This is a genomic window from Sphingomonas benefaciens, from assembly GCF_052907485.1.
Genome location: NZ_JBREIC010000001.1, coordinates 1,367,297 through 1,393,172, shown reverse-complemented (window position 1 = coordinate 1,393,172; position 25,876 = coordinate 1,367,297). Strand labels below are relative to the sequence as shown.

The 25,876-nt window shown below is 67.5% G+C and carries 20 protein-coding genes; 11 read left to right on the top strand and 9 right to left on the bottom strand.

Features of this window, described 5'->3' with window-relative positions:
- The first annotated feature begins 183 nt into the window (after positions 1-183).
- Both ACU5AX_RS06835 and xth read left to right on the top strand, forming a co-directional pair.
- Positions 184-522: a HesB/IscA family protein gene (locus ACU5AX_RS06835; RefSeq protein ID WP_446690172.1), complete on the top strand. Its 339-nt coding sequence runs from the start codon at positions 184-186 to the stop codon at positions 520-522.
- A 3-nt stretch (positions 523-525) separates the two neighbouring features.
- A complete protein-coding gene (xth, locus tag ACU5AX_RS06830; RefSeq protein WP_446690171.1) occupies positions 526-1,296 on the top strand; it encodes an exodeoxyribonuclease III in 771 nt (256 codons plus the stop codon).
- Positions 1,297-1,525: 229 nt separating this feature from the next.
- Here the strand turns inward: xth and metC are convergent, their stop codons facing one another.
- The 3 genes from metC to ACU5AX_RS06815 are packed head-to-tail and all read right to left on the bottom strand — an operon-like array spanning position 1,526 to position 5,182.
- Positions 1,526-2,728: a cystathionine beta-lyase gene (metC, locus tag ACU5AX_RS06825; protein WP_446690170.1), complete on the bottom strand. Its 1,203-nt coding sequence runs from the start codon at positions 2,726-2,728 to the stop codon at positions 1,526-1,528.
- A gap of 4 nt (positions 2,729-2,732) precedes the next feature.
- Positions 2,733-3,581: a 3-mercaptopyruvate sulfurtransferase gene (gene sseA / locus ACU5AX_RS06820; RefSeq protein ID WP_446690169.1), complete on the bottom strand. Its 849-nt coding sequence runs from the start codon at positions 3,579-3,581 to the stop codon at positions 2,733-2,735.
- A 56-nt stretch (positions 3,582-3,637) separates the two neighbouring features.
- Positions 3,638-5,182, bottom strand: a complete 1,545-nt coding sequence (locus ACU5AX_RS06815; RefSeq protein ID WP_446690168.1) for a cryptochrome/photolyase family protein — start codon at positions 5,180-5,182, stop codon at positions 3,638-3,640.
- Positions 5,183-5,211: 29 nt separating this feature from the next.
- Between ACU5AX_RS06815 and queF the strand changes: the two genes are divergently transcribed.
- From queF to ACU5AX_RS06800, 3 genes are all read left to right on the top strand, one after another.
- Positions 5,212-5,658, top strand: coding sequence for a preQ(1) synthase (gene queF, locus ACU5AX_RS06810; RefSeq protein ID WP_198352073.1), 447 nt, complete (start codon positions 5,212-5,214; stop codon positions 5,656-5,658).
- 126 nt (positions 5,659-5,784) lie between these two features.
- Complete coding sequence (locus tag ACU5AX_RS06805) at positions 5,785-8,055, top strand: glycosyltransferase family 4 protein (RefSeq protein ID WP_446690167.1); 2,271 nt, start codon at positions 5,785-5,787, stop codon at positions 8,053-8,055.
- Positions 8,056-8,101: 46 nt separating this feature from the next.
- Positions 8,102-9,385 carry a glycoside hydrolase family 130 protein gene (locus ACU5AX_RS06800; RefSeq protein ID WP_446690165.1) on the top strand — a complete coding sequence of 428 codons (1,284 nt, stop codon included), beginning with the start codon at positions 8,102-8,104 and terminating at the stop codon, positions 9,383-9,385.
- A gap of 48 nt (positions 9,386-9,433) precedes the next feature.
- Here the strand turns inward: ACU5AX_RS06800 and ACU5AX_RS06795 are convergent, their stop codons facing one another.
- Together ACU5AX_RS06795 and ACU5AX_RS06790 are read right to left on the bottom strand one after the other, a co-directional pair.
- Positions 9,434-9,619: a hypothetical protein gene (locus ACU5AX_RS06795; protein WP_446690164.1), complete on the bottom strand. Its 186-nt coding sequence runs from the start codon at positions 9,617-9,619 to the stop codon at positions 9,434-9,436.
- A gap of 139 nt (positions 9,620-9,758) precedes the next feature.
- Complete coding sequence (locus tag ACU5AX_RS06790) at positions 9,759-11,726, bottom strand: OPT family oligopeptide transporter (protein ID WP_446690163.1); 1,968 nt, start codon at positions 11,724-11,726, stop codon at positions 9,759-9,761.
- A gap of 436 nt (positions 11,727-12,162) precedes the next feature.
- On the opposite strand from ACU5AX_RS06790, the gene ACU5AX_RS06785 reads away from it, so the two are divergent.
- Together ACU5AX_RS06785 and ACU5AX_RS06780 are read left to right on the top strand one after the other, a co-directional pair.
- Positions 12,163-13,458: a homoserine dehydrogenase gene (locus ACU5AX_RS06785; protein WP_446690162.1), complete on the top strand. Its 1,296-nt coding sequence runs from the start codon at positions 12,163-12,165 to the stop codon at positions 13,456-13,458.
- A gap of 2 nt (positions 13,459-13,460) precedes the next feature.
- Positions 13,461-13,961 carry a methylated-DNA--[protein]-cysteine S-methyltransferase gene (locus ACU5AX_RS06780; RefSeq protein WP_446690480.1) on the top strand — a complete coding sequence of 167 codons (501 nt, stop codon included), beginning with the start codon at positions 13,461-13,463 and terminating at the stop codon, positions 13,959-13,961.
- A gap of 19 nt (positions 13,962-13,980) precedes the next feature.
- Here the strand turns inward: ACU5AX_RS06780 and ACU5AX_RS06775 are convergent, their stop codons facing one another.
- Entirely contained in the window at positions 13,981-15,309 is a 1,329-nt protein-coding gene (locus tag ACU5AX_RS06775; protein ID WP_446690161.1) for a sigma-54-dependent transcriptional regulator, read from the bottom strand.
- Positions 15,306-17,054: a sensor histidine kinase gene (locus ACU5AX_RS06770; protein WP_446690160.1), complete on the bottom strand. Its 1,749-nt coding sequence runs from the start codon at positions 17,052-17,054 to the stop codon at positions 15,306-15,308. The genes ACU5AX_RS06775 and ACU5AX_RS06770 overlap by 4 nt, the downstream gene beginning before the upstream one ends.
- A 202-nt stretch (positions 17,055-17,256) precedes the next feature.
- Between ACU5AX_RS06770 and ACU5AX_RS06765 the strand changes: the two genes are divergently transcribed.
- Together ACU5AX_RS06765 and ACU5AX_RS06760 are read left to right on the top strand one after the other, a co-directional pair.
- Positions 17,257-18,594, top strand: coding sequence for a dicarboxylate/amino acid:cation symporter (locus ACU5AX_RS06765; protein ID WP_446690159.1), 1,338 nt, complete (start codon positions 17,257-17,259; stop codon positions 18,592-18,594).
- Between the two features lie 102 nt (positions 18,595-18,696).
- Entirely contained in the window at positions 18,697-20,187 is a 1,491-nt protein-coding gene (locus ACU5AX_RS06760) for an alginate export family protein (protein ID WP_446690158.1), read from the top strand.
- A 7-nt stretch (positions 20,188-20,194) separates the two neighbouring features.
- On the opposite strand, the gene ACU5AX_RS06755 is transcribed toward ACU5AX_RS06760, so the two are convergent.
- Positions 20,195-23,329, bottom strand: coding sequence for a type II toxin-antitoxin system ParD family antitoxin (locus ACU5AX_RS06755; protein WP_446690157.1), 3,135 nt, complete (start codon positions 23,327-23,329; stop codon positions 20,195-20,197).
- A gap of 103 nt (positions 23,330-23,432) precedes the next feature.
- On the opposite strand from ACU5AX_RS06755, the gene ACU5AX_RS06750 reads away from it, so the two are divergent.
- The gene (locus ACU5AX_RS06750; protein ID WP_446690156.1) at positions 23,433-24,503 is read left to right on the top strand and encodes an enoyl-CoA hydratase/isomerase family protein; all 1,071 of its coding nucleotides are present in this window, start codon (positions 23,433-23,435) and stop codon (positions 24,501-24,503) included.
- A 10-nt stretch (positions 24,504-24,513) separates the two neighbouring features.
- Positions 24,514-25,290, top strand: coding sequence for an enoyl-CoA hydratase (locus tag ACU5AX_RS06745; protein ID WP_446690155.1), 777 nt, complete (start codon positions 24,514-24,516; stop codon positions 25,288-25,290).
- Positions 25,291-25,355: 65 nt separating this feature from the next.
- On the opposite strand, the gene ACU5AX_RS06740 is transcribed toward ACU5AX_RS06745, so the two are convergent.
- The gene (locus ACU5AX_RS06740) at positions 25,356-25,775 is read right to left on the bottom strand and encodes a hypothetical protein (protein WP_198352085.1); all 420 of its coding nucleotides are present in this window, start codon (positions 25,773-25,775) and stop codon (positions 25,356-25,358) included.
- Positions 25,776-25,876: the final 101 nt, after the last annotated feature.

Below are 25,876 nucleotides of genomic sequence, written 5' to 3'. Positions count from 1 at the left end.
CGTCGAAAACGCTGTCCTACATCCAGAGCCGGAGCTAGCGTGGCGAAGCTCTTTCTCAACGTCGCGAAACGAAATGTCGTAGCCGACATCGACGGCGCAACGTTCAGGCGACAAGAGTGTCAAGACTCGCGGGACCCGCAGCCGCCCGTTGCCGCCCCGGGTTGAAGCGCCTATCTCCCGGCCATGGCCACGCTCGCTGCCGACATCGCCCTCACTCCCGCCGCTGCCGCCCGCGTCGCCGCGATCGCCGCGCGCCAGGGAAAGCCCGCCATCCTGCGCCTGTCGGTGGAGGGCGGCGGCTGTTCGGGGTTCCAGTATAAATTCGGCCTCGCCGACGCGCCCGCCGGCGACGACACGGTCGCCACGACCGGTGATGCGACGCTGGTGGTCGACAGCATCAGCCTCGATCTCGTCCGCGGGGCGCAGGTCGACTATGTCGAATCGCTCGGCGGCGCCGCCTTCCGCGTCGAGAATCCGAACGCCGCCTCGGGCTGCGGCTGCGGCTCCAGCTTCGCGGTCTGACGGGTGAAGCTCGTCACCTATAACGTCAACGGCATCAAGGCCCGGTTGCCGCGCCTGCTCGAATATCTCGACGAGCAGCAGCCTGACGTCGTCTGCCTGCAGGAACTCAAGACCACCGACGAGACCTTCCCCGCGAAGGAGATCGCCGATGCGGGCTATGGCGCGATCTGGCACGGGCAAAAGGGGTTCAACGGCGTCGCCGTTCTCGCGCGCGGCCAGCAGCCGGTCGAGCGCCAGCGCGGCCTTGCCGGCGAGCCGGAGGACGAGCACAGCCGCTATCTCGAATGTGAGGTCGACGGTTTGGTCGTCGCCTCCATCTATCTGCCCAACGGCAATCCGCAGCCGGGGCCGAAGTTCGATTACAAGCTGCGCTGGATGGACCGGCTCGCCGCCCGCGCGCAGGCGCTACTCGACGAGGAAGTGCCGGCCGTGCTGATGGGCGACTATAACGTCATCCCCAACGACGACGACACCTTCTCCGTCCGCGCGATGGCCGACGACGCGCTGATGCAGCCGGAAAGCCGGCAGGCTTATCGCCGCCTGCTCGCGCAGGGCTGGACCGACGCGCTGCGTACCCGCCAGCCCAAGGGCGGGGTGTGGACCTTCTGGGACTATCAGGCCGGCGCCTGGCAGCGCGACGCGGGCTTCCGCATCGACCATTTGCTGCTCAGCCCGATGACCGCCGACCGGCTGCTCGATGCCGGCGTCGACAAGGGATATCGCGGTCGCGAGAAGGCGAGCGACCACGCCCCGACCTGGGTGCGGTTGAAGTAGCCTCCGTGCTCCTGCGGACGCAGGGGCGCAGGTTCGCGCACGATACCGTATGTGGCTCTGGGCTTCTGCGTTCGCAGGAACACGCGGGCAGAAGACGGCAGAGGTACTCACAACCGTCATCCCCGCGGAGGCGGGGATCCAAATACGCTAACGTTATCGATGGATGCGCGAACTCAGTGGCTCTGGATCCCCGCCTGCGCGGGGATGACGACAATGGGTCGGGTGAGTGTCAGAGTGCCGCGCGATACGCCGCCAGCCCCCGCTCCAGATCGGCGATCAGGTCCGCCGGGTCTTCCAGGCCGATCTGCAACCGCACCACCGGTCCCGGAAAGTCCCGCCGCGCCACGCTGCGGATGCGGCCCACGTCGACTGGCGTCGCCAAACTCTCGAAGCCGCCCCAGCTATAGCCGATGCCGAACAGGTCGAGCGTGTCGATCAACGCCGCCCGCGCCGCCTCGCCGCCCTCGCGCAGCACGAAGGCGAACAGGCCGCTCGATCCCTTGAAGTCGCGCTGCCACACGTCGTGGCCGGGGCAGGAGGGCAGGGCTGGGTGCAGCACCTCCGCCACCTCCGGCCGGTCGGCCAGCCAGTGGGCGATCTGCAACGCGGATTGCTGATGCTGCGCCAGCCGCACCGCCATGGTGCGCAGGCCGCGGCTGCCCAGCCAGGCATCGTCGGGACTGGTCACCTGGCCGAGCTGATGGCTGACGTCGCGCAGGGCGGCGAATCGGCCCTGCGCCGCGGTCACCGAACCCATCATCACGTCGGAATGGCCGACGACATATTTGGTCGCGGCCAGGATCGTATAGTCGATGCCCTTTTCGATCGCCGGGAAGAACAAGGGAGTCGCCCAGGTATTGTCGAGCAGCGTCGCGACCCCCCGTGCCTTGGCGGCGGCGACGATCGCCGGCACGTCCTGCACCTCGAAGGTCAGGCTGCCCGGGCTCTCGAGGAAGATCGCGCGGGTCCGCTCGCCAATCAGGTCCGCGATGCCGGGGCCGATCAACGGGTCGTAGAAGCGCGTCGTGATCCCGAAGCGCTTGAGAAAGCCGTTGGCGAGGCTGCGCGTCGGTTCATAGGCGCTGTCGACCAGCAGCAGCTCGTCACCCGGCGACAGCACCGCGAGCAGGGCCGCCGCCACTGCCGCGACGCCGGAGGGGTAGAGGAAGGTCGCCTCTGCCCCCGGCTCTAGGCTGGTCAGCGCATCAGCGAGGCTCCATTGCGTCGGCGTGCCGCGCCGGCCGTAATAGAGCCGGTGATGCGTGTCGCGCCCCGCCATGGCGCGCAGATCCGCCATCGAATCGTACAGGATCGTCGAGGCGCGCCACACCGGTGGGTTGACGATACCCTGGGTCCATTCGGTCCGGCGCCCGGCCTGGACGACGCGCGTGGCATCGCCGGCCGGGCGGTTGTTGTTGTCGTCGTCCGTCAAGGTCTCAAGCGGCTCCCATCGCTTTTGGGGTGGACCGGTCGGCGCCCCATTCCGACCAGCTGCCATCATAGATCGGCATGTCGCGGCCGAGCAGATGCGCGCCGAAGGCGAGCACCGCGGCGGTGATCCCGGACCCGCAGGTCGCGACCATGGGTCGGTCGAGATCGACGCCGGCGTCCTCGAACGCGCGGCGCAGCGCCTCGCCCTGCTTCCACGTGCCGTCGGCGTTGAACAGCTGCCCCTGTGGCAGATTCTTCGAACCGGGAATGTGCCCGGCATGGGTCGCGGGGCGCGGATCCGGCTCCTCGCCGGTGAAGCGCGCGGCGGAGCGGGCATCGACAACCTGCTCGGCGCCGCTGTCGACGTTTGCCTTCATCTGTTCGAGCGTGCGCACCGGCTTGCTGTCCGCCCAGACGGTGAAGTGGCGATGGCGCTGTGTCTCCTTGCCGGTGGCGACCTCGCGCCCCTCCGCCTGCCATTTGGCAATGCCGCCGTCGAGGATCGCGACGTCGTGCGCGCCGAAGGTGCGCAGCATCCACCACGCCCGCGCTGCCGTATGGTGCGGCGAATTGTCGTAGAGGACGATGCGGCTGCCATCGCCCAGCCCCAGGCTCTGCATGCGGCTGGCGAACTTTTCCGCGCTCGGCAGCATCATCGGCAGGTCGCTGTCGGCGTCGCGCAGCTCGCCGAGGTTCATGAACACGGCGCTGGGGATGTGCGCGGCCTCATATTCTGCCGCCGCGTCACGCGGCGCTTCTCCGGGAAAATTTGCGAAATAGGTCGCGTCGACGACGCGAAGGTCGCTCGCCCCCATTTCGTCGGCCAGCCATTGCGTGGTCACCAGCGCGTCCATTGCTCTCTCCATCATCAGCGTCGGGCAGAACGCCTGGGGAGGAGGCCCGCACGATGCTAGTAACCCGCGTCGCCGCTCGCGTCGAGAGTGGTCAGAATGCGTGCGGCCTGTTCGCGCGTCGCCGATTGCGCCGTGTCGGACATGCGGTGCCAGGTGCGATACGGCATCCGCATGCGCGGATTGTCGCCGAGCCTGTCCTCGTGCCGGGCGATGAAATCCCAGTAGAGCGCGTTGAACGGGCAGGCATTCTCACCGACGCGCTGTTTGACGTCATAGCGGCAGTGACCGCAGTAATCCGACATGCGGTCGATATAGGCACCCGACGAGACATAGGGTTTGGTGCCGACCAGGCCGCCGTCGCCGAACTGGCTCATACCCAGCGTATTGGGCAGCTCGACCCATTCATAGGCGTCGAGATAGACCTCGAGATACCAGCGGTGCACCGCCGCTGGATCGGCGCCGATCAGCAAGGCGAAGTTGCCGGTCACCATCAGTCGCTGGATATGGTGGGCATGGGCGGTGGCCAGCGTCTGGCCGATTGCTTCCTTCAGGCAGTGCATGTCCGTGTCGCCGGTCCAGTACCAGCCGGGGAGGGCGCGCCGATGGTCGAGGAAGTTGCGCTCGACATAGTCCGGCCCCTCGCGCCAATAGATGCCGCGCATGAATTCGCGCCAGCCGATGATCTGGCGGATATAGCCCTCGACCGCGTTGAGCGGCGCCCGGCCCGCGCGATATTCCGCCTCTGCGCGGCGACACAGATCGAGCGGATCGAGCAGGCCGGAATTGATGTAGGGCGACAGAATCGAATGCCACAAATGGCGTTCGCCGGTTAGCATCGCGTCCTCGTAATCGCCGAAGCCGGCAAGCGCCTGGACGAAGAAATGGTCCGCCTGCGCTTGCGCATCGGCCGCCGTGACGCCCCAGGCGAAGCCATCCAAATGGCCGGGATGGTTGCCGAAGCGGCGCGCGACCAGATCGATCACCTCGCGCGTCACGGCGTCGGGCGCGAATGCCAGCGCCTTCGGCACGAACAGCCCACCGGACGCCGGCTTGCGATTGTCCTTGTCGAAATTCCAGCGGTCGCCGACCGGCTTGCCGCCGTCCATCAGCAGCCCGGTCCTGCGGCGCATTTCGCGATAGAAATATTCCATCGTGAGCTGGCTGCGCCCGTCGGCCCAGTGGTCGAATTCGGCATGACTGCACAGGAAGCGGTCGTCCGCGCGGATGTCGACGGGCAGGCCGAACATCGTCTGCCAGCTGTCAAGCATCGCCGCGACCCGCCATTCGCCGGCCTCTGTAACGACGATGCGGTCGGGCTGGTGACGGGCGATCGCGCGGGCCAGTTCGCCAGTGAAGCTGCCGGCATTGTCAGGATCGTCGAGCCGGACATAGTCGACGGTCCAACCGGCCTCGCGCAGCGCCTCGCCATGATGGCGCATCGCCGACAGGATATAGACGAGCTTCTGCTGGTGATGGCGGACATAGCCGGTCTCCTCCGCCACCTCGACCATCAGCACGACCGTGTCGGCTGGATCGGCGTCGCGCAGCGACGACAGGGTGGGCGTCAATTGGTCGCCGAGCACCGGCACCAGCGTTTTCATCGCGCCACGAAGCTCCTACATGCGCGGCCATGACCCCAAAGCATCTTGGCCAGACGAGCCACCTGCCCGCCTCTCCGGAAGAGGCTATCCTGGATTATGTTCCGAATCCGCGCGTCGGGACGCTCTATGCGGTGCGGTTCGTGGCGCCCGAATTCACCTCGCTGTGCCCGGTCACCGGCCAGCCGGACTTCGCGCATCTGGTGATCGACTATGCGCCCGGCCACACGATCGTCGAATCCAAGTCGCTCAAGCTGTTCCTCGGCGCGTTCCGCAACCATGCCGCCTTTCACGAGGATTGCACCGTCGGCATCGGCCAGCGCCTTTTCGACGAGATGAAACCGACGTGGCTGCGTATCGGCGGATATTGGTATCCGCGCGGCGGCATCCCGATCGACGTCTTCTGGCAGAGCGGTGCGCCGCCAGCAGGTCTTTGGCTACCCGACCAAGGTGTTGCGCCCTATCGTGGAAGGGGTTGATTTAACTAGGTAAAGTCCATTTTTCGCAGTGCAGCGCGAATGCAACCTTTTTGGCCTCTCACGTGTTCATCCAATCGCAAGGTTGTGGCTAACGCGTAGCGGCCTTGCTTCAGCGAAGGGTAGGGCATGGCGACGACGGCGGCGATCGGCAGTATCAAACATCTGGCGATGATCGGAAACTTCCTGCCGCGTCAGTGTGGGTTGGCGACGTTTACCACCGATGTCTGGCAGGCGATGCGGGACCGCTTTCCGGATGTGAAGGTCGATGTCTATGCGATGGACGATCACCCCGGTCGTTATGCCTATGCGCCGGCGGTGACCGGGACGATCCCGCAGCATGAGCTGGCCGCTTATCTGGATGCGGCCCGGAAGATCGAGGCCAGCGGCGCTCAGGCGATCTGGGTACAGCACGAATACGGCATCTACGGCGGTCCGGCGGGCGAGCATCTGCTCGCGCTGCTCGATCGCACGACCCTGCCGGTGATCGCGACCCTGCACACCGTCCTCGAGAAGCCCAACGCCGACGAACGCCGCGTGATGGAAGGCCTGTTACGCCGCTGTGCCAAGGTCATCGTGATGGCCGAGCGCGGCAATGAGATCCTCCGCCGTGTCTATGGCGCCAATCCGCGCCAGATCGCGATGATCCCGCACGGCGTGCCGGATCGCGAATATGTGGATCCGGCGATGTTGAAGCCGCGCTTCGGCTGGGAAGGGCGCGAGGTTGTGCTGACCTTCGGCCTGCTCGCCCCAAACAAGGGGATCGAGACGATCATCGAGGCGCTGCCGGCGGTCGTCTCCAAGCATCCCGATCTGCTGTACGTCGTGCTCGGCGCGACGCATCCCAATCTGGTTGCGCATGAGGGCGAGGCCTATCGCGACCGGCTGAAGGCCCTCGCCGCTGAGCTGGGCGTCAGCGACAATGTCGCGTTCATCGATGGCTTCGTCGAGCATGACGAACTGATCGACTATCTGCAGGCGGCTGACATCTATGCGACGCCCTATTTGAACCCCGCTCAGATCACGAGCGGCACGCTGTCCTATGCGGTCGGCGTCGGCAAGGCGGTGATCTCCACCCCCTATGTGCACGCCACCGAGATCCTGGCGGATGGTCATGGCGTGCTGGTCGACTTCCGTGACGTCGCCGCCTTTGGTCGCGAAATCGAACGGCTGCTCGCCAACGGCCGCGACCGCACCCGGCTGGCGCAGCGCGCTTATGCACGTGGCCGGACGATGATCTGGCCGCGTCTCGCCGAAGCGAGTCTAGCTCAGACGGAAGCGGCGGTGGCCGCCCACCCTAGGCGGCTGGCGCAGCAGCAGCCGAAGGTCAGGCCGCTCGTCCCCAATTTCGCCGCGGTGGAGCGGATGAGCGATGCCACTGGCATGCTGCAGCATTCGATCTATTCGGTGCCTGATCGCCGCCATGGCTATTGCATCGACGACAATGCCCGGGCGTTGATGCTGATGAGCGCGATCGAAGACATGGATCCGGTGATGCGCGACAAATGGACGACGATCTATGCATCGTTCATCCAATATGCGTGGAATCCAGAGGCGCGGCGCTTCCGCAACTTCATGAACTTCGACCGGACTTGGTGCGAGGACGTCGGCTCCGAGGATTCGAACGGTCGTACCGTTTGGGCATTGGGTGTCACTGCACGCGACGCCCACGATCCCAAGCATCGCGACTGGGCCAAGGCGATGTTTGACGCCACCGCCAGCCTGGCGCTCGACCTCGGGTCGCTGCGCGCGCAATCGTTCGCGATGCTCGGTGCGGCGGCGATGCTGGAGGCGTCACCGGGTCACGAGCTGGCGCGCACCATTCTGGAGCGCTTCCCCGACGACCAGCTCGCCTTGCTGGAGGAAACGCGTCGTCCGGAATGGGAATGGTTCGAGATCGTCCTCGCTTATGACAACGCACGCCTTCCCCAGGGGCTGATCTGCGCCGGGCAGGCGTTGGGCCGCCCGGAGCTGGTCGCGCGCGGGATCGAGACGCTGGAATGGATCGTCGCCAAACAGACGTCGCCGGAAGGGCGCTTCCGCGCCGTCGGCACCGAAAGCTTCCATCGTCCCTATGCCGAACCGCTCCAGTTCGACCAGCAGCCGCTGGAGGCGCAGGCGACGGTCGATGCGTGTGTGACGGCCTATGAGGGAACCGGTGATACGCGCTGGATTGCCGAGGCGGAGCGCGCCTACGCCTGGTATCTCGGTCAGAACGACCTCGACCTGCCACTGGCGACCACCGCGGACGGTGGCTGTTTCGACGGGCTGATGCCGACTGGGCTCAATCGCAATCAGGGCGCCGAGTCGATTTTGGCCCTGCAACTGGCCAATTGCGCGATTTCTACCCTTTCAAAGAAGGCCCAAGGCGTGGCAGGGACCGGGCGCGTCGTCGCGTGAGCTTCGCGTGACGGCTGCGTAAACGACCGACGAGGCTGCTACCCGCATGGATTTGTTCAACCACGACCTGCGGCTGCATGCCGACCCGTCGCGCGTTGTCGTGCGACCCTTCCATATCGCCTGGGGCGGGAAGGGTGGCGCGCCCAACCGGACCGAGCGACTGGTCGGTGAGGTGTTGAAGATGTCGCCGCAGCAGGCGCGCGACGAGCTGGAAGAAGTTCTCAAGGACTTCGAGGCGCGGCACTGGCAGACCCGGCGTGTCTTCATGACTCGCTACGACGAGATTGCCGAACTGCTCGGCCTCGACGGCAGCGAGATCGGTGACGAGAAGCGCCAGCTGATCGGCGCCTATTTCTGCCACGAATATAGCTATGCCGCAGCGGCGCTGATGAACCCCAGCGCGGTGCCGCATTTCGACCAGTCGGGCATGCCGGCGGGATCGATGCGCATCCTGATGTCGCTGCGCTCGGTCGGCGAGGGGCATATCAGCTCGGTCGCGTTTCGCGAGGGGATCATCACCGACGAGAACCAGCTGAAGCTGGCGCCGGAGCCGCCCTTCGCGACGGCGGCGGATTTGGCGGGTGCGGTCGAGGACGAGATGCCGGAAGGGCCGGTCACCGTCTATCGCCACCGCGATTCGACGCTGTCGGGCACGGTGATCTTCCCGATCACCAGCGCCCAGTCGAAGGGGCTGGAGGATCTGCGCATCGTCCACTTCCGGCATGACGACGGCGACTATGAGTGGATCGGCACCTACACCGCCTACAATGGCTCGGTGATCCAATCGGAACTGATGCGCACGCGCGATTTCCGCGCGTTCGACCTGGTGCCGATGAGCGGCCCCGCGGCGCGCAACAAGGGCATGGCCCTGTTCCCGCGCAAGGTCAGCGGTCAGTATATGATGATCGGCCGCCAGGACGGCGAGAATCTGTTCCTGCTCAAATCCGATACGCTGGAACATTGGGACGAGGGCGAGAAGATCCTCACCCCCGTCTATCCGTGGGAGCTGGTGCAGATCGGCAATTGCGGACCGCCCATCGAGCTGGACGAGGGATGGCTGCTGCTGACCCACGGCGTCGGTGCGATGCGCAAATATTCGATCGGTGCGGTGCTGCTCGACAAGGACGATCCGTCGAAGGTGATCGGCCGGACGGTAGAGCCGATCCTCGCCGCGAAGGATCAGGACCGCGAGGGATATGTGCCCAACGTCGTCTATTCCTGCGGCGCGATCCGTCACGGCGACACGATCTTCCTGCCCTATGGCATCGCCGACAGCTCGGTCGGCTTTGCCTTCGTCAAGATCAAGGAGATGCTCGCCGCCATGGCGTGAGGCGCCGCCCGCCGTTTGCCACGGTCAAAGAGCGGGCTTCGTCTGGGGCTATTCGGTGTCGCCCTTCGATCGCTTCGGCCGGTCGCCCTTGCGCACGCCCTCGACCTGCGAGAGGCGCGTCAGCAGCAGCGGGATGTCGCCAGTAATATAAGTGTCGGTCGGCACATCGACCCCGGCGCGCAGCGTTTCGCCGACCTGCGCGACCCGCTCGCGTTGCTTTTTCGACGCACTCACGTCCGATCCTCATCCACGCATACAGCAAACCCGATGATCGCCTGCCGGGGGGGGGAGGCTGCGATCACCGGGTTCGCAGGGGATAACCGCCGTCCGGGCCGGGCGTTCCCGGCCCGATCAACGGCTGGTCGCAAAAAACCTATTGGGCGGCCATGCGCCGGGTATAGCGGTACAGCGCCGCGATCAGCGCCAGAAATGCGATCGTCCCGCCGATCAGCGCGGGAGTCGCAAAGCCCGCGCCGACGATGGCGAGCGGCGCATCGGAATTGGTCAGGTAGACGATCACCGCGAAGGCGACGCCCCACAGGCTTTCGCCGACGATCATGCCGGTCGCGGTCAGCACGCCCATCCGTTTCGCCCCCTCGACGTCCGGCCGGCCTTCCGCCCAGCGGTCGTAGAAGAAGCCGATGATCGCACCGATCACCACGGGCAGCGTCACCGCCATCGGCAGATAGACGCCGAGGCCGATGCCGAGCGGCGGCAGCCGCAATTTGCCCATCCGGCCGAGCGCCTCGTCGAGGATGATGACACCCACGCCGACAAGGGCGCCGACGCCGATCATCGTCCAATTGAGATCGCCGCCCAGCACGCCCTTGGCCAATGCGGAGATCAGCGCCGCCTGAGGCGCGGCCAGCGCATTGGGGCCGGCACTCGGTGCGCCCTGGAAGCCGAGCGTCGTCGCCAGCAGTTCGAGCACCGGCGGCACCACCAGGCTTCCGAAGATGACGCCGAAGATCAGCGCGACCTGCTGCTTCCACGGCGTCGCGCCGACCAGCTGCCCAGTCTTGAGGTCCTGCAGATTGTCGTTGGAGATGGTCGCGACGCCGAACACGATGCCGGTGACGATCAGCGCATAGGCGACCAACGCCTGCGTCGTTTCCGGCGGCGTGCCGCGGCCGAACAGGCCGACCAGCATCAGCGAGGCGGCCAGCACGGAGAGGATGCCGATCCCCGACACCGGGCTGTTCGACGCGCCGATCAGCCCCGCCATATAGCCGCAGACGGCGGCGATCACGAGGCCGAGCACCAGTACGAAGACCAGTGCTCCCGCGATCAAGGCGACGGCCGACGGAGCGAGCGGCCCGCCGGCGATCACCGACCACAATAGCGCCGCGATCGGTATCAGCACCGCGACGCTGACAATGGCGACGATGCCGATCGGCAGATCGCGCTCGCCGAGTTCGAGCACCGCGCCGCTACGTTTCGCCTGGCTCGCGGCGATCGACGAGCGGATGCCTGCGGCTACCGGGCCGATGATCTTGAGCAGCGTCCAGATCGCCGCGACGCCGATCACGCCGGCACCAAGAAAGCGCACGTCCGTGCGGAACACGCCACCGGCCCAGGCTTCCAGTCCGACACCGGCCGCCGCCGGTGCGAGCGCGGTCAGATAGGGCAGCGCCACCCACCAGCCGATCACGACGCCGACCAGCATCGCCATGCCGACCGAAATGCCGACGAGGTGACCGGCACCGATCAGAGCGAAGGAGAGACCACCCGAAATGCCGGTCGCGCCCGCGCCGACGCGGAAGAAATGTGCCGCCTCGGCGACCACCAGCTTGGTCTGGGTCAGCACCGCGAAGCCGGCGGACACCACGGCGTTGACGACGATCAGCTTGAGGCCACGGGCACTCTCCGCCTCGCCGGCGCGGCTGCCCGCCCCGACCATCAGCACCTCCGCGGCGGCGCGCCCTTCCGGATAGGGCAGGTCGGTATCGACGACCAGCGCGCGGCGCAGCGGCACGGAGAACATCACGCCGAGAATGCCGCCGGTCGCCGTGATGCCGGCGGTGAGCAGATAGGGGAAGCCGTTCCACCAGCCGATCATCACCAGACCGGGGAGCACGAAGATGATCGCCGCCAGCGTTCCCGCCGCGGAGGCGACGGTCTGGACGATATTGTTCTCCAGGATCGTCGCGCCGGGAAGGTAGCGCAGGATCGCCATCGAGATCACCGCTGCCGGGATCGAGGTGGCGAAGGTCAGGCCGACCTTGAGGCCAAGATAAACGTTGGCCGCGGTGAACAGCAAGGTGATCAGACCACCGAGCAGGATGCCGCGGACGGTCAATTCGGCAACGGGGGTCGGTGGCGCAGCGCGAAGGTCGGTCATGGCGCGAGCGTGGCACAAAGCGTCGCGGCCCGACAAGGGCGGTGGCGCTTTTGCCGGGCGCGGCATTCGCGATGATCGCGATGCGACTGTCGTCGATTCGGAGAAGCGAGGGGCTTGGAGTAAGCGAGATCGTCGCGCGCCTCACCGTCGTCGTGCGTCTGGTCCCTGCCTTCGCGGGGCTGACAGCAGAGGCGGAGGGCGTCGTCTGTGACGGTTGGCGATCTGCGTTTGATCTGATTGCATACGCCCTCGTCATCCCCGTGCAGGCGGGGATCGAGACGCGTAGCCGTTGTTGGGAGCCAGACCGTCACCGCTTCCGACCATCCCGCCGGCTAGCCATAACATCACTCGCGTACGCGATAGGCTTGTGCGTGCAGCTGCGAAACAAGGTTGCGTCGGCTCGACATCCGGCATCACGATCCGCTAGGCGCGCGCCATGACCACCAACCAACCGTTACGCGTCGCGCTTGCCGGCCTCGGCACCGTCGGCGGCGGCGTGATCCGCCTGCTCGACGCCAATCGCGATCTGATCGCCCGCCGTGCCGGTCGTCCGATCGAGGTCGTCGCCGTCTCGGCTCGCGACCGCGGCAAGGATCGCGGCGTCGACCTGTCGCGCTTCGCCTGGGTCGACGACACGACGGCACTGTCGGGGCATGACGGTGCCGATGTGGTGGTCGAGCTGATCGGCGGCTCCGACGGGCCCGCCCTGACGCTCGCGCGGCGCACCGTGGCGGCGGGCAAGGGCTTCGTCACCGCCAACAAGGCGATGCTTGCCCATCACGGTCTGGAACTCGCGCAGGCGGCGGAAGCGGCGGGCACGCCGCTCAAGTTCGAAGCGGCGGTGGCCGGCGGCATTCCGGTCATCAAGGGGCTGCGCGAGGGCGCGGCGGCCAATGCGATCGATCGCGTCTACGGCATCCTCAACGGCACCTGCAATTTCATCCTGTCGAAGATGGAGGCGGAAGGCCGCGACTTCGCCGAGGTGCTCGCCGAGGCACAGGCACTCGGCTATGCCGAAGCCGACCCCAGCTTCGACATCGACGGCATCGACGCCGCGCACAAATTGTCGATCCTCGCCAGCATCGCCTTCGGCACGCGCCCTGCCTTCGGCGATGTCGCGGCGAGCGGCATCCGCCATGTCATCGCCGCCGATATCGCCGAGGCGGCGGCACTGGGCTACAAGGTGCGGCTGGTCGGCGTCGCCGAGGCCGGACCCGCCGGCCTGTTCCAGCGCGTGCACCCGCATCTGGTGCCGCTCGACCATCCGCTGGCGCACGTCACCGGCTCGCTCAATGCGGTGGTGGCGGACGGCAATTTCGTCGGCCGGCTGTTCTTTCAGGGCGCCGGCGCCGGCGATGGACCGACGGCAAGCGCGGTGGTCGCCGATCTGATCGACATCGCCCGCGGCGAATATGGGCCACCCTATGCCATGCCCGCCGCCGCTCTGGTCGCGGCAGGCAAAGCGGACAGCGGTGAACGCCGCGGCCGGGCCTATTTGCGCTTCACGGTCGAGGATCGCGTCGGCGTCCTGGCAGAGATAGCCGCGGCGATGCGCGACGCTGGCGTGTCGATCGAAAGTCTGATCCAACGCGGCCGCACCGCCGACGGCCATGTGCTCGTCGCGATCGTCACGCACGACGGACCGGAACGCTGCGTCGCGCAGGCGTTGGAGAAACTGCGCGGATCGCAGAGCCTCGCCGGTGCGCCGCTGTGGATGCACATCCTGCCGTGACCATACCGCTGGCCCGGCGGCTATTCGCATCGCCGGTCGGGGTGTTGACGCTGGTCGCAGCGGACGAGGGGCTGGTGGCGGTGCTCTGGCCCGATCCTGGAAAGGCGCGGCGCGTGCCGCTGCCACCGGCGGTCGACGAACCCGATCACCCGCTGCTGCGCGCGGCCGCAGCACAATTGGCCGACTATTTCGCCGGGGCGCGGCGTCATTTCGACCTGCCGCTGGCAGCACGCGGTACCGATTTCCAGCGCAGGGTCTGGAACGCGCTGACCGCCATCCCGTTCGGCGAGACGCGCAGCTATGCCGCGATCGCGCAGGATATCGGCAAGCCGGAGGCGGTGCGTGCGGTGGGCGCAGCGAACGGCCGCAATCCGCTGTCGATCCTTGTCCCTTGCCACCGCGTCATCGGCAGCGGCGGAGCATTGACGGGTTTCGCCGGTGGCTTGTCGGTCAAGCAGCAGCTGCTGGCGCATGAGCGCGGTCAGGCCGGCTTCGCCTTCTGACCGGCGGCGCCACTGCTCGTCATCGGAGCGGGTTTGAATCGCCCGCCCGCCGCCGCTTCAGCACCGCTAGGTCGATGCCCAGTCGCTGCACCCGATAATAGAAGGTCTTGCGCGGGATGCCGAGGCGCGTGATCGCGGCCCCGACCTCGCCGTCGGTCGCCGCCAGCGCCTCGATAATCGCCGCCCGTTCGAAGGCGTCGACACGCGCTGGCAGCGGTAGCGTCGCCGCCGGGGCTGCTATCCCGTCGCCGAGCGGGTCGAGACCAAGCACCAGCCGGTCCGCGAAATGGGCGAGTTCCCGAACGTTGCCCGGCCAATCGTGATGGATCAGATGCCCGCGCGTCGCGTCGGTCAACACCGGCAGCCGCGCGCGCAACCGCGCCGCCGCTTGCGCCGCTAGATGGGCGAACAGCAGCGGCACGTCCTCCCGCCGCTCCCGCAATGGCGGCAGGCGCAGTCGCACCGCAGCGAGCCGATAGAGCAAGGCCGGGTCGATCGCCTCTGGCCCGCGCTGCGCCTCCTCGCGCGCGGTGGCGATAACCCGCAGGTCGATGGCGATAGGGTCGCGACCACGCCCCGGTACACTGCGCGTCGCGATCAGCTGCGCCAGCCGATCCTGCAACCGCCGTGGCGCGCGATCAATGTCGTCGAGCAGCAGCGTGCCGCCATCCGCCGCGACGACACTGCCTTCACCGACGCTGGCGAACAGATCGCCGTCGATCAGGGCATCGGGTAGTGCGGCACAGGCGACGGTCATGCAGCGCCGCCGCCGGCGCTTGCCGCCATTGTGGATCAGCCGCGCCAGCATATCCTTGCCGGTGCCCGTCTCGCCCTCGATCAGGAGATCGATGTCGGCAGCCGCGAGTGCCGGAATCATCGCCCGCAGCCGCCGTATCGCCGGCGATTCGCCGATCAGTCCGCCGTCCGCATCCGCTTCGGCGGCAGCGCGCAGCCCCCGGTTCTCCAGCGCCAGCGTCCGCGTCTGCAGCGCGCGCGTGACACTTGCGATCAGCCTGTCGGGGTCGAACGGCTTGGTCAGGAAATCCCACGCGCCCGCCTTCAGCGCATCCACCGCCATCGCGACATCGCCATGGCCGGTGATCAGGATCACCGGCAGCGTCGCGTCGCGATCGCGCAACATTCCGAACAGCTCGATCCCCGATATCAACGGCATGCGCACATCAGTGACCAATATGCCGGGATAATCCGCGTCCAGCTGAGCCAGCGCCGGTGGCGCAGCAGCGAAAGCGTCGACAGCGAAACCGGCGAGGCGCAGCGTCTGCGCGATCGAGGCGCGCAGATCCTCGTCGTCCTCGACCAGCGCGACGCGAAGCGGCGCCTCCGTCACTGCGCCCGCCGCAGCGTGATCGCAAAGGCTGCCCCGGCACCATCGGGCGCCAGCAGGCGCAGCGTTCCGCCCAGGTCGGTCATGATATCCTGAGCGATCACCAGACCCAGACCTAGTCCCGTCGGCCGGCTCGTCGCGAACGGGGTGAAGATGCGGTCGGCGATCTCCCTTGCGATGCCGGGCCCGTTGTCGCGCACGATGAGCTGGACCGTGTCCGCGTCGCTGTTCAGTAGCAGGTCAATACGCGGATCGACGCGACCCTCCAGCGCCTCCATCGCATTCTGCAGCAGATTGACCAGCACCTGTTCCAGCCGCACGCGTCCGGCGATCACGCTCAAATCGGCGGGGATCGCCGGCACGGTGAGGGTGATCGGCTGCAACCGCTCCTTGAGAATCAGCCGGGCACCGTCGACTACCATGGCCAGCGGCACCGGCTGGATCGTGCCGCTGCCCTTGCGGGCAAAGCCGCGCAGTTCCGCGGTCACGGTTCCAATGCGTTCGGTCAGGCGCGCAATGGCCCGGAGATTGCAACGGACCTCGTCGATCTCGCCCCGGTCCAGCAGCCGTTCGCCATTGGCAGCATAGGTTCGGATCGCCGCGACCGGCTGGGCGGTTTCGTGCGCGACGCTGGCGGTGATCTGACCGAGCGCGGCGAGGCGGTTCGCCTGGCGCAGCCCCTCGCGCAATTCCGCCGCCTGCGCCTCTGCCGCGGCGCGCTCCTCGATCTCCCGGCGCAGCGCCGCAGTGCGCTCGCTCACCGCCGTCTCCAAAGCACCTGTGCGCTCGGCGCGACGTCGCGCCCGTGTTCGCCACGCCCAGCCGAGCGTGAGCAGCGCCAGCATGGTGAGCGCGCCGCCAATCTGGGCAACACGCACGATCGGCCGGACGGTGGCGGCCAGCGGAAGCGCGAACTGGACGCGCCAGCCATTCTGATCGGGCGGGGTCACGGCAAGCGATACCGGGCCGGCGGTGCCGTCGAGCCGGATCGTGCCGTCGGCGGCGCGGCGGATCGGCGAGGGGCCGAGGGCGCGGACGCCGCTGTCGATTTGCGCCGCCGCGGCACGCTCCGCTGACAGCGCCCGCGTCGCGGCGAACCGCCAGGCGGGGCGGCTCGTGACGCGGATGATGCCGTCGCGATCGGTGACGAAGGTCTCGCCGCCGGCGGCGCGCCACGCCTGTTCGATCCGGTCGAATTCCAGCTTCACCACCACGACGCCGCGGTCCCGCGTCCGCCGCGCCAGATACAGGCCGGGACGTCCGCTGACCGTGCCCAGCGCGAATTGCCGCCCGCGCCCGCTCTGCCGCGCGTCGCGATAATAGCGGCGGAAGCGATAATCCTGGCCGACGAAGCTGCTCGCGGTCCCGGCATTGTTCGCGGCGATCGCGCGACCGTTCGCGCCGATTAGGTAGATGGCGGATGCGCCCGTCTCGCGGGCCAATGCCGAGAGCTTGCCGTCGAGCCGGGCCGCCGCACCCGTCCGGCCAGCGAGCGCGTCGAGCACGTCGACATCATCGGCCAGGGCCACGGGCAGCAGGGCGAACCGCTCCAGCTCGCTGGCGAGCAACGCCTGACGCAGCCGGGCGTCCGCGGCGACACTGATCGCGACACCGGCGCGCGCACGCCGCCCCGCGACATCGCCCGCCAGCCATGCGGCGAGTGCGGCGAGCAGCGCCGCCGCCAGCGCAGCGGCGATCCGGCGGGGCAGATGGGCCATGCCGGCGAGATTAGGCACCTTCTGTGCCATGGGCAAGTTTCGGCACATCGGGGTATTCGATTGGCGAAGATTGGCACCTACGATGCTAGCGAAATTTTGTAAGGTCCTGTTTTGCCTGTTAAAAATGAAAAAGGAAAAATGCTTTCCGCCTCTGCTGCACGGTGGCACGCTGCCACCTTGCTCGCAGGACCGCGTCAGCCGGTCTGCGTCGGAGAGAGGAAGAGACCCGCCGATGACCATCGATCATCTCGCCAGCCCACCGCTGCCCCCCGCCGCCAAGCCGTGGTACACCCACCTCTACGTTCAGGTGCTCGCCGCCATCGTCGCGGGCGTGCTGCTCGGCCATTTTGCGCCGGCCACCGGCGAGGCGCTCAAGCCGGTCGGCGATGCGTTCATCAAGCTGGTCAAGATGGTGATCGCACCCGTGATCTTCCTGACCATCGTCACCGGTATCGCCGGCATGCGCGACCTAGCCTCGGTCGGCCGGGTCGCGGGCAAGGCGTTTCTCTATTTCCTGTTCTTCTCGACGCTGGCGCTGATCGTCGGGCTGATCGTCGCCAACGTCGTGCGGCCGGGGGCGGGGCTCAACATCGATCCCGCCTCGCTCGATACGTCGAAGGTCGCCGAATTCGCCGAAAAGGCGCATGAGACGACGATCACCGGCTTCCTGACCGGCATCATCCCCGACACCTTCCTGTCCGCGCTCACCGCGGGCAACATCCTGCAGACCCTGTTCGTCGCGATCCTGTTCGGCGTCAGCCTCGCCCTGATCGGCGAGCGGGGGCAGGCGGTGCTCGGCCTGCTCGAACAGGCGTCGGTCGCCTTCTTCAAGCTTGTCTCGATCGTCATGAAGGCGGCGCCGATCGGCGCGTTCGGCGCCATGGCCTTCACCATCGGCAAATATGGTGTCGGCACGCTCGCCAATCTCGCCGCACTGGTCGGGACCTTCTACCTGACCTCGCTAATGTTCGTGCTGGTCGTCCTCGGCGTGGTCGCGAAGCTCGCCGGTTTCTCGATCCTGCGGCTGATCGCCTATCTCAAGGCCGAATTGCTGCTCGTTCTCGGCACCTCGTCGTCGGAAAGCGCGCTGCCCTCGCTGATCGAGAAGATGGAGCGGGCCGGCTGCCCCAAATCGATCGTCGGTCTGGTCGTGCCGACCGGCTACAGCTTCAACCTCGACGGCACCAATATCTACATGACGCTGGCGGCGCTGTTCATCGCCCAAGCGTGCAACGTCGACCTGACGCTCGGCCAGCAACTGCTGCTGCTCGGCGTCGCGATGCTGTCGTCGAAGGGCGCGGCGGGGGTCACCGGCGCGGGCTTCATCACGCTCGCCGCGACGCTGTCGATCGTGCCCAGCGTGCCGGTCGCCGGCATGGCGCTGATCCTCGGCGTCGACCGCTTCATGAGCGAGTGCCGCAGCCTGACCAATTTCATCGGCAATGCAGTGGCGACGATCGTCGTCTCGCGTTGGGAAGGCGCGCTCGACCGCGACGCGCTCGATGCGGCGCTGCGTGGCGAAGCGCTGCGCGTCGATCAACTGCCCGTGCACGCCATTCCTGCCGAGTAACGCTTCACGGTACTGCCCTCACCCTTCCGGCGCGTCGCGCCTCCCTCCCTCTCTCGATGTGAGAGGGAAGGGTGAGGACGGGAATTGCCAAGGATCTCTTCCATGTTGTCGACCATCCGCGCCCTGCTGGGCGCCACCGCCACGCTCGCGCTCGCGACGGGGGCCCAAGCTCAATCCGCGGCGCCCAGCGAAACAGGCCAGACGCGCAACCCCGCCGCGCCGATCGCGCAGTCTTATCCGGCGGCCGCGGCGGGCGACGGTGCCGCGACCAACGGCTTCAATTTGTCGCGCTGGGCCGAGGACTGGAGCAGCTACCGCAACCCCGAGAAGCGCGACGATCCGCTCGACCGACTCAAGTTCCTGCCGCTCGACGGCGACGGCGACATCTACCTGACGCTGTCCGGCGAGTTCCGCCTACGCGTCAACCACACCACCAACCCCAATTTGCGCGACAGCCGCGCGCAGCGGCAGGACATCAACCGCATCGTCGCCGGCGCCGATCTGCACGTCGGCCCGCATCTACGCGGCTTCGTCGAGGTCGCGCACGGTGGCATTTCGGGCGTGGAACTGGGCGCGCCCGCCGCGACGCTGCGCAACGACCTCGTGGTGCAGCAGGCGTTCGTCGAGGGGGACGTGGATGTGGCCGGCGTCGCGCTCGGCGCGCGCTATGGCCGGCAGGAGTTCACCGACGGGCCCAATCTGCTCGTCTCGCAGCGCGACAACAACACGATCCGCTACACGCTCAACGGTCTGAGGCTCTGGGCCCGGGGCAAGAGGGTGCGCGCCGACCTGTTCGATCTCAAGCCCACGGCCTATGGCGATCTCGGGACGGAGGACGATGTGTCCGACCCGGCGCGGCGCTTCTCCGGCGTGACTTTGGGGTTCGTCGTGCCACAGCGCTGGTTCGGCGGGTCGAAGCTCTACGTCGACCCCTTCTTCTGGCGGCGGCGGAACACGGTCGGCGCCTGGGGTGGGCGGATCGGCCCGGCGACGCGTTATTATCTCGGCACGCGTGTGTGGGGTGATGCCGGGCCGCTGACGATCGATTGGACGGTCAACCACCAATACGGCACCTATATCAACCAGCGCATCGATGCCTGGCAGGTCTTCGCCGCCCAGACCTATCGGCTCGGCAAGACCGCGCGCGCGCCGCGGATCGGCGTCCATGCCGATTATGCCAGCGGCGGCGGTGGTTATGGCGACGGCAAATTGCGCGACGCCTATGCGCCGTTCGGCAACAACATCTATTACAGCTATGGCCTGTTTCTGACGCCGTCGAACCTCGTCGCGCTGGCGCCCAATGTCAGCGTGGCGCCGATCAAGCCGCTGCGCGTCACCGCCGAATATCAGTTGACCTGGCGCGACAGCGTCTATGACGCGGTGTACCGCGCCAACGGCCAGCCGTTCGCGGGCACGCAGAACGGCCGTGCGCGCAAGATCGGCGACGTCGCCCGGCTCCAGGCGGTGTGGACGATCAGCCCGCGCGTCTCGGTCACCGGCCGCTACGAGCATCTCGCCGCCGGTCCGGCGCTGACCGATGCCGGCTTCAAGAGCAGCGATTTCCTGGCGGGCTGGATCAGCCTGCGGTTCTGACCGACGGCTATTCCGCCTCGCGCTCCAGCTTGGGCGTATCCAACGGCGCCGCGCTCACTGGTCGCCCGATCGCACCGCTGATCGCGGCGTGCAGCGTCTCCAGGCCGTAGGGCTTGGCGAGCAGCACCGCCCCCGTGTCCGCCGGTACCGCGGCGACATCGCCGGTGGCGAACACCACGCCGACTCGCGGGCGCAGTTCGCGCGCCGTCCGGGCGAAGGACGGCCCGGAAATGCCCGGCAGGTTGACGTCGGTGACCAGCACGTCGATCGGCACCGTCTGCAGCGCGGTCATCGCCTCTTCGGCGCTCGCCGCGTCGACGACGACATAGCCGCCCTGTTGCAGCAGCTCGGCGGTGGTCGCGCGGATGACCTCGTCATCCTCGACCAGCAGCACGGTGACCTGGCCGTTTGCCCCGGGCGCCGGGCGGAGCGGGGCAGGGGCGCTGGTCAGCGCGCGCGCCTCCAGCCCCTCGCGCCGCTGACGCTGGTTGGCGAGCACATGGCGGAACTTCCGCGCCAGTGCCTCGCGCGTATAGGGCTTGGACAACAGCTCGACGCCGGCATCGAGCCGGCCGCCGTGGACGATCGAATTCTCGGTATAGCCGCTGGTGAACAGCACCGCGAGCTCGGGCAGCCGTTCCTTCGCCTTGCGCGCCAGTTCCGGGCTCTTCAGCCGGCCGGGCATCACCACGTCGGTGAACAGCAGGTCGATCGGGATGCCGCTTTCGATGACGCTCAGCGCGCTCTGCGCATCGACCGCCTTGAGCACGCGATAGCCGAGGTCGCCGAGCATCTCGACCACCGTCGCGCGCACCTCGTCATCGTCCTCGACCACCAGCACCGTCTCGGTACCGCCGACGATCGGACCTGTCGCGGTCACGACCTCGACGTCCTCCGCCTCGACCGAGCGCGGCAGATACAGTTTGATCGTCGTGCCTTCGCCGACCTCCGAATAGATCTTCACATGGCCGCCCGACTGTTTGACGAAGCCATAGACCATCGACAGGCCGAGCCCCGACCCCTTGCCCTCGCTCTTGGTCGAGAAGAACGGCTCGAACACCTTCTCGATAATCTCCGGCGCCATGCCGCTGCCGGTGTCGCTGACCGCCAGCATGACGTACTGGCCCGGTTCGACCTCGTCATGCGTGCGCGCATAGGCATCGTCGAGATGCGCATTGGCGAGTTCGATCGTCAGCTTGCCCTGGCCGTTCATCGCGTCGCGCGCGTTGATCGCCAGATTGAGCAGCGCATTCTCGATCTGCACCGGATCGATGAAGCAGTTCCACAGGCCGCCGCCGAACACCGTCTCGATCTCGATCGCCTCGCCGATCGCGCGGCGCAGCAGGTCGTCCATGCCCTGCACGAAGCGGGTGACGTTGACGACCTTGGGTTCCAGCGCCTGTCGCCGGCCGAAGGCGAGCAGTTGCGCGGCGAGTTTCGACCCGCGCGACACGCCCGCCATCGCATTGGCGACGCGGCGCTCGGCGCGCTCGTTGCCGACGATGTCCTTGGCGAGCAGCTGCAGATTGCCTGAGACGACCTGCAGCAGATTGTTGAAATCGTGCGCGACGCCGCCGGTCAGCTTGCCGATCGTCTCCATCTTCTGCGCCTGGGCCAGCGCGGCTTCGGCCGCGCGGCGCTCGCCGATCTCGGCGATGACGCGCGCTTCCAGATTCTCGTTGAGCTGGCGCAGTTGCTCTTCGGCACGCTCGCGGTGCCGCACCTGACGGGCGAGCGCGTCGGCCTGGTCGCGCAGCGATTGTTCGGCCGCGCGCTGTTCGGTGATGTCGGTGTGGACGCCGACCCATTCGACGATCCGTTGGCCGTCCTTGATCGGCAGCGCGCGGATCAGGCAGTTGCGCCATGCGCCGTCATGCCGGCGGACGCGGTGTTCGAACACGAACATCGTCTGCGCCGCGACCGCCGCTTCCCAGGCGACGACGGTCGGCTGCGCATCGTCGGGATGCACCGCCTGCGCCCAGCCATAGCCGCGATATTGTTCCGGCGTCTGGCCGGTCAGCGCCTGCCAGCCGGGCTGTTCGCCCTCCATGCGGCCGTCGGCGGTGTTGGTCCACAGCACGCCGTGCACCGCCTCCATCGCCGCGCGAAAACGATCGTTGCTGGCGCGCACCTCCGCCTCGCGCTGCGCCCGCTCCTCGATGTCGGCGACCAGGATGTGGAAGCCCGCGACGCTGCCGTCCGCCTCCAGCCGCGGCAGGTAGCGGATTTCCGCCCGTCGCGGCGTGCCGTCGCGATGCGGCATCGGCCCTTCGCTGACGATCGGCTCGCCGGCGAGCGCCCGCGCGATGAGCGGCTCGCGCTCGGCATACAGGTCCGCACCGATCACGTCGCGAATATGCTTCCCGATCGTCACCGCGCCCGGCACGCCCAACCATTGTTCATAATAGCTGTTGGCGAACCGATAGATCTGATCGCGATCGACGTAGGAGATCAGCACCGGCAGCGCATCGGTGATCGTCCGCAATTCTTGCTCGCTGGCGGACAGCGCCGCCTCCATGGCGATGCGGGCGGTGTTGTCCAGCACGGTGCACATCACCCCGCCGACGCTGCCGTCGGGCAGGTAGATGGGCGTGTAAAACAGGTCGAAATACAGCTGCTCGAGCCGGCCTGAGCGGTTCAGCTGCATCGGCTGGTCGCGATAGGAGATGACCTCGCCGGCAAAGCCGCGCTCGAGGATCGCGCTGTTCCAATCCCAGATTTCGGGCCAGATCGTGCGCACCAAGGCACCCAGCGCGTGCGGGTGATGGGCGCCCGCCACGGCGATATAGCCATCGTTGTACAGCATCAGGCCGTCGCGGCCCCACATCAGCACCTTGGGCACCGGCGAATTGACGATGTTGGAGACGGTCAGCCGCAAGGCCTCTGGCCAACTCTCGATCGGGCCGAGATGCGTTCGGCTCCAGTCACGTTCGCGGATCAGGTGCGCGCATTCGCCGTCGCCGATCGGCCAGCGGTCGCTCGCCACCGCGCGGGTGACGCTGCTCTCGTTGTCGCGCAGCAGCTTCAGCGCGGTCCGCACCACTTCGCTCGCATTGCCGTAATCGCCCGTCGCCAAGGCACCATCGATGAACGCATCCAGTTCGGACGTCAGGGAGATATTGCGCGATTGACGATTGGCCATGGATTGGACGTGGACAGGCCAAGTGCCTGTGTCAACAGATGTCACCCGTCAATTTGGCGCATCGGTATGGACCCGGCGGCCGCACAGGCTAGAAGACCGGCCAATGACCAGCGACGTCACCATAGCCATCGAAGGTGCGGTCGGCCGCCTGCGCCTGTCCCGCCCCAAGGCGCTGCACGCGCTCAACGGCGACATGTGCGCCGCGATGCTCGCCGCGCTCGACGATTGGCGCGGCGATGCCGCGGTCGCCGCGGTGATGCTCGACCATCTCCCCGCACCCGATGGCGCCCCGAAGCTGTCGCGGGGCTTTTGCGCGGGCGGCGACATCCGTCTGCTCGCCGACAGCGGCGCCGGCGACGGCGAGGCGGCGCGCGCCTTTTTCCATCTCGAATATCGTCTCAACCACGCCCTCTTCACCTTCGCCAAGCCCAGCGTCGTGTTCATGGACGGCATCACGATGGGCGGCGGCGTCGGCATCGCCCTGCCGTGCCGATACCGCGTCGCGACCGAGAACACGCGGCTCGCGATGCCGGAATCGGGCATCGGCCTGTTCCCCGACGTTGGCGGCGGCTGGTATCTGTCGCGCCTGCCGGGGCGGGTGGGCGCCTTTTTAGCGGTCACCGGTCATCGGCTGGACGGGGCGGACTGCGCCGCGCTCGGGCTCGCGACGCATTATCTGTCGGCGGCCCGGCTCGACGAGGCCAAGGCGGCGATCCTGGCCGATCCGCACGCCATGGCGGCGGCGCTGGACGGGCTCGCGGAGACGCCGGGGGAGGGCACGATCGCCGCCCATCGTGCCGACATCGACCGCCTGTTCGCCGCCGACGATCTGGAGACGATCATCGCCGCGCTGGAGGCGGACGACGGCGAATTCGCGCGCGCGCAGCTGGCGGGGATCCGCACCAAGTCCCCGATGGCGATGAAGGTCGGCCTGCGGCTGCTGTACGACGGCGCCGCGATGCAGAGCTTCGCCGACGAGATGCGGCAGGAATATGCCGTCGCCGGCCGCATGGTCCAGCGTCACGACTTCCTGGAGGGCGTGCGCGCGGTGATCGTCGACAAGGACAATGCGCCGCGCTGGGACCCGGCGACGCCGGAAGGCGTCACCGACCACGTCATCGACCAGATCTTCGCGCCCTTGCCCGAGGCAGAGGCCTGGACCCCCCACGACTGAGGACACGCACATGGCCGAATATGACACCATCCTCGTCGAACAGCGCGACAATGCCACGCTGATCACGCTCAACCGCCCGCAGGCGCTCAATGCGCTCAACGCGCAGGTGCTTGCCGATCTCATCGCCGCGCTCGCCGCCTTCGACGCCGACGGCAGCCAGGGTTGCGCGGTGATCACCGGCAGCGCCAAGGCGTTCGCGGCGGGGGCCGACATCAAGGAAATGCAGGCGATGTCCTTTGCGGACATGTACGCCACCAACCATTTCGCCGGCTATGAGACGCTGACCCGCACGCGCAAGCCGATCATCGCGGCGGTCGCCGGCTATGCGCTGGGCGGCGGTTGCGAACTGGCGATGATGTGCGACTTCATCCTCGCCGCCGACACGGCCAGGTTCGGCCAGCCCGAGATCAAGCTGGGCGTCACCCCCGGCATGGGCGGCTCGCAGCGGCTGACCCACGCGGTCGGCAAGGCCAAGGCGATGGAGATGTGCCTTACCGGCCGAATGATGGATGCCGCCGAGGCGGAGCGCGCCGGCCTGGTCAGCCGCATCGTTCCCGCCGACGATCTGGTCGAGGAAGCGGTGAAGACGGCGCAGACGATCGCCGGCATGGCGCCGCTCGCGGTCAAGGCCAACAAGGAAATGGTCGACGCCGCGTTCGAAACGACGCTGGCGCAGGGCATCCAGTTCGAACGCCGCCTGTTCAACGGCCTGTTCGGCACCGCCGACCAGAAAGAAGGCATGGCCGCCTTCGTCGAGAAGCGGCCGGGGAAGTGGACGGGGCGGTAGCGCGACTGCCGACCCGAACGGCCTAGCTCGATCCTCCTGTCGCCAGCAAGGGATGCCGATACCGCCTAGTGCGATGCATCCCGCGTCTGGCGCAGGGCCGCCCGCTTCCACTCGGGCAGGACCCGCTGCTTGGCAGCAAGATGGTCGCGAACCTGCTGGATCAGCGTCGTCGCGGAACGGACATAGCCGCTCCAGTCAGCATCAATGGCAGCGGGCGTCCAGCGCCCCACGTGTTCCGAATAGCGTGCGCGCAGATCGGCGGCCTCACCCCCGAGCCGCACGAAGTCGCGCGGCCGGTCCGCGGTCGGAAGCCGGCGGATCGGTGCGTTCAGCTCGCGTTCCTCGGACGCGAGGTTGGTTTGCAGCAAGCCCGCCAACCTCAACCTGACCTGAGCGACGGCAAGATCGCCGGGACCCGCTGCAAGGGCGGCCTGCAGGCTGCCGCAGCATTGCATGATGGCGTCATGCTGCTGTTCGATGGTCATGGCGACCGCATCGTTGGATGACATGGCTCCCCCCTAGAACGGCGGTGGGGCGGTTGCACCAATTCATGTGATGTCGGACAAATTGCGTACGCTGCCGGTCA